The organism is Streptomyces carminius, from assembly GCF_002794255.1.
GTDB classification, from domain to species: Bacteria; Actinomycetota; Actinomycetes; order Streptomycetales; family Streptomycetaceae; genus Streptomyces; species Streptomyces carminius.
The window spans coordinates 1-4620 of record NZ_PGGW01000027.1 but is presented as its reverse complement, the minus strand read 5'-3'; the positions used below and the strand labels follow the sequence as shown (position 1 = coordinate 4620).

Sequence of the window (4620 nt, the reverse complement as noted above, 5' to 3'; positions counted from 1 at the left end):
TCCGCGAAGATCGTGGTGGCGGGCGGGTTCGGCGTGGGCAAGACGACCTTCGTGGGCGCCGTGTCGGAGATCAACCCGCTGCGTACCGAGGCCGTGATGACCGCCGCGTCGGCGGGGATCGACGACCTGACCCACACCGCGGACAAGACCACCACGACGGTGGCGATGGACTTCGGCCGGATCACGCTGGACCAGGACCTGATTCTGTACCTGTTCGGCACCCCCGGGCAGGACCGGTTCTGGTTCATGTGGGACGACCTGGTGCGCGGCGCGATCGGCGCGGTGGTGCTGGTGGACACCAGGCGGCTGGCGGACTGCTTCCCGGCGGTGGACTACTTCGAGAACTCGGGTCTGCCGTTCGTGATCGCGCTGAACGGCTTCGACGGCCACCAGCCCTACACGCCGGAGGAGGTGCGCGAGGCGCTGCAGATCGGTCCGGACGCGCCGATCATCACCACCGACGCCCGGCAGCGGGCGGAGGCCAAGAGCGCCCTGATCACCCTGGTCGAGCACGCTCTCCTGGCACGGCTGCGCTGACCGTCGGCCGCGGCACATCCCCTCGTCCCGCCGGACCGCGGACGGCGACGGGGCGTCATGGATCTGTGACCGGGACGGGTCGGGCCTTGCGCCCGGCCCGTCCCGGTCTTCATAACGTTTCGACAGAGAAGTTGGAGTACCGAGAACACGCGGTGCGAGCGTGCCGCTCCCCAGAGCGCATGAATCACTGGAGTCCTGCCGACTTTTGGGGCTTTTGTCCTTTTTGTTCTTCGAGTTCCCTGCAGAGGAAGCACTGGATCAGGTGTTTGGAAAGCTTCTGCCGGGCGTGCTGAAATTCGCTGAACTGAGCAGTAGTTACTGTTTCATCGAAGACGATGGGCTGAAGCCGAGAGGTTTGGTCGAGTGAGGCGAAGCAGTTCGAGCTCCCCGTCCCGGGAGCCGCGGGGCAACTTCACGCCGCCGCAACGCGACGCGGAGGCGCCCTCCGACCTGCCCGGAAACGGTGGGAGAACGAGCGGGGGACGCTTCGCGGCCCGCAACTGGCGAGTGGCCACCAAGCTGAACGCCATCCTGCTCATACCCGTGCTCGTGGCCCTGGTCTTCGGCGGTTTCCGGGTGCAGAGCTCCCTGGACACGCTGCGCGAGGCGGAGGAGGCCGAGCGCACCGCCGAACTGGTCCGGGCGGCCGCCACCTACGCCCACGCACTGATCGACGAGCGTGACCGCACCGCCGCGCCGCTCCTCCAGGGCAACACGCAGGATCCGGTCGTCAAGGAGGTGCGCGATGTCACCGACGCCGCGCGCGGGGAGTTCCACCGGCAGGTGGACCGGATGCCCGACCGCCAGGGCCTCAGGCGCCGCCTCGCCGCCGTCCTCCAGGTCGAGCCGAAGCTGACCGAGTTGCGTGAGGCCGCCTACACCAGCCGCCTGGACGGGGTGGAGACGGAGGAGGGCTACGTTCAGATCCAGCACTCGCTGATGGAGTTCGCCAACGAGCTGGGACTGGGCACCGGGAACATCACCTCCTACGGCCGTACCGTCTACGCCGTCTCGCTCGCCAAGGCGGCCGGATCGCTCCAGCGCTCCATCGGCACCCATCTGCTGATCAAACCGGGACCGGACGAGGACGACCTGCGGCGCCAGCTCACCGCCTTCGCCTCGTACGCCTATCTGGAGCGCATCGCCGTCGACGAGTACCGCAGCGGCGGTACCCCCGAGGACTGGGAGCGACTGCAGGAGGAGATGGTCAAGGGCAACGAGGACAGCCGGCAGCGGATCCAGGAGGCCGCGGAGGAGGCCGAGACCGCCGGCGAGTCCTTCGTCAGTCCGCCCGCCGCCGACCGGATGGTCGAGGCCATCGCCTCCGGGGCGTCCCCGAGGGACCTGCGGGCCCAGGGCATCACCGCCGAGAACTGGTACACGGTCGCCACCGGTGACTTCAACGCCTACCGCACGGTGGAGAAGGAGCTCACCGACAAGGCGGTGGAGGAGACCCGGCAGATCGCGGCGGACGCCAAACGGGACGCCGTGATCAACTCCGTCGTCGTGCTGGCCGCCCTGCTGGTCGCCTTCTTCGTCGCCGCCTTGATGGCCCGCTCGATGAGCAACAACATGCGCCGGCTGCGCGCCGCGGCCTTCGAGGTGGCCCAGCAGCGGCTGCCGATGCTGGTCGACCAGCTCTCCCGCACCGATCCTGGCAAGGTCGACACCAAGGTCCGGCCGATTCCGATCGACAGCCGCGACGAGATCGGCGAGGTCGCCAAGGCCTTCGACCAGGTTCACCGGGAGGCCGTCCGGCTCGCCGCCGAACAGGCGCTGCTGCGGGGGAACGTCAACGCGATCTTCACCAACCTCTCGCGCCGCAACCAGGGCCTCATCGAGGGCCAGCTCTCCCTCATCACGGAACTGGAGAACAACGAGGCCGACCCGGACCAGCTGGAGCACCTCTTCAGGCTGGACCACCTGGCGACCCGTATGCGCCGCAACGGCGAGAACCTGCTGGTTCTCGCCGGTGAGGAGCCCGGCCGCCGCTGGAACCAGCCGGTGCCGCTGGTGGACGTGCTGCGCGCCGCCTCCTCCGAGGTGGAGGACTACGAGCGCATCGAGCTGGCCGGCCTCCCGGAGAGCGAGATCCACGGCGCGGTCGTCACCGACCTGGTGCACCTGCTGGCCGAGCTGCTGGAGAACGCCACCTCGTTCTCCTCCCCGCAGACCAAGGTCCGCGTCACCGCGACCCGGCTGCCCGACGGCCGGGTGATGATCGAGATACACGACAAGGGCATCGGTCTGACGCCCGAGGACTTCGCCGACATCAACCACAAGCTGGCCAACCCGCCCACCGTGGACGTGTCCGTCTCGCAGCGCATGGGCCTGTTCGTGGTCGGCCGCCTCTCCCAGCGGCACGGCATCCGCGTCCAGCTGCGCCCCTCCGGGGAGCAGACGGGCACCACCTCCCTGGTGATGCTCCCGGAGGTGATCACACACGGCGGCGGCGGTACGGAGGAGCCGGAGGAGGACTTCACCGTCTCCCGGATCGTCCCGGAGCAGCCGCAGATCGCCGCCGGCTCCGGCCACGGGGAGCGGCGGGAGCTGTCGGCCGCCGATCTGGGCTTCGACGACTCCCGCTACGGTGCCCCGGCCGGACCGCAGGACGGCCCGAGCCCGCTGGACCCGGTGAGCCGGTCGCTGCTGCGCGAGGAGCGCCGGGCGGCTCTGGACCCTCAGCAGGAGGAGGGCCACGCACCGGAGGAGGACCGGTACGGGACGGAGCGGGAGGAGCAGGCCCCGCAGGAGGCGCGACAGCAGTACGAAGTACCGCAGCAGACCTCCTACGAGACCGCGCAGCAGGCCCCCTACGGCTCCGCCCGGCAGGAGCACGGCCAGTACGAGCAGTACGGCGGGCAGGAGGCACAGGCCGGATTCCCGCCGGACGCCGCCCCCTACCCGCAGCCGTCTCCGTACGTCCAGGAAGCCCCGTACGGCGGGGAGGCGGCCCCGTACGAGGAGTACCGCCAGGAGTACGGCGAGGAGTACGGCGCCGGGCAGCCCGGCGGGCAGGAGTACCCGGCGCCACAGGACTACCAGGCCGGTTACCAGTCGCGGGAGTACCGGCCGGACTACGGGGCCGGTTACACCGACAACCCCTACGACCTCGGGCAGCACACCGGGCAGGAAGCGGAAACGGAATTCGCACCCGGCGCTCCCGAAGACGGCGGGGAAAGCGTAGGCTTCGAACAACCGGGTCAGCCTCCGGGTGAAACGCAGTCGCTGACCGACGCGGGACTGCCGCGTCGCGAACCGAGGCGGCCGCTCGGAGACACCCCGGTTCCGCAGTACCAGCCACAAGCGGAATCGCCGGAGGTGCCACGGCAGGAGGATCGTTCCGACGACTCCGCATGGCGCACGGCGAACGACGAGCGCTGGCAGCGGGCGGAGCGGCTCCGCGACCCCAAGGCCGGCGGAGTCACCCCTTCCGGCCTGCCCCGCCGCGTGCCCAAGGCCAACCTGGTCTCGGGCGCCGCGGAACCGGAACAGGCACCCCAGGGCGGCCCCCAGGTCTCCCGTGCCCCGGAGGACGTCCGCGGCAGGTTGAGCAACCTGCACCGCGGTGTCCGGCGGGGACGCACCGAGGGCGGCCCGGGGACCACTCAGAATGACCGACCGGGCTTCGGGCCCGGCAGCACCTATGATCAGGAGCGTTAGTGTGAGCCCGATGAGCCAGGCGGCGCAGAACCTGAACTGGTTGATCACCAACTTCGTGGACAACACCCCGGGGGTGTCGCACACGGTGGTGGTCTCCGCCGACGGCCTCCTTCTGGCCATGTCCGAGGGGTTCCCGCGGGACCGTGCCGATCAGTTGGCGGCGGTCGCGTCGGGGCTGACCTCGCTGACCGCTGGTGCGTCGCGCATCTTCGAGGGGGGTGCGGTGAATCAGACGGTGGTGGAGATGGAGCGTGGGTTCCTTTTCATCATGTCGATCTCCGACGGTTCCTCGCTGGCGGTGCTGGCCCATCCGGACGCGGACATCGGTCTGGTGGGTTATGAGATGGCGCTGCTGGTGGATCGCGCGGGTACGGTGCTGACCCCGGACCTCCGTGCCGAACTGCAAGGCAGTCTTCTCAA

The 4620-nt window shown here is 69.6% G+C and carries 3 protein-coding genes; all 3 read left to right on the top strand.

All coding sequences use genetic code 11. The features are described from left to right. On the top strand, nt 1-537 hold a 537-nt coding region (locus tag CUT44_RS08630), incomplete at its 5' end, for a GTP-binding protein (protein WP_100201591.1). A gap of 363 nt (nt 538-900) precedes the next feature. Beyond that, nucleotides 901-4200 (top strand): sensor histidine kinase, encoded by a 3300-nt coding sequence (locus CUT44_RS08625; RefSeq protein WP_100201589.1) that lies wholly within the window; start codon nt 901-903, stop codon nt 4198-4200. Between the two features lie 10 nt (nt 4201-4210). Further along, on the top strand, nt 4211-4620 hold a 410-nt coding region (locus tag CUT44_RS08620), incomplete at its 3' end, for a roadblock/LC7 domain-containing protein (protein WP_100201590.1).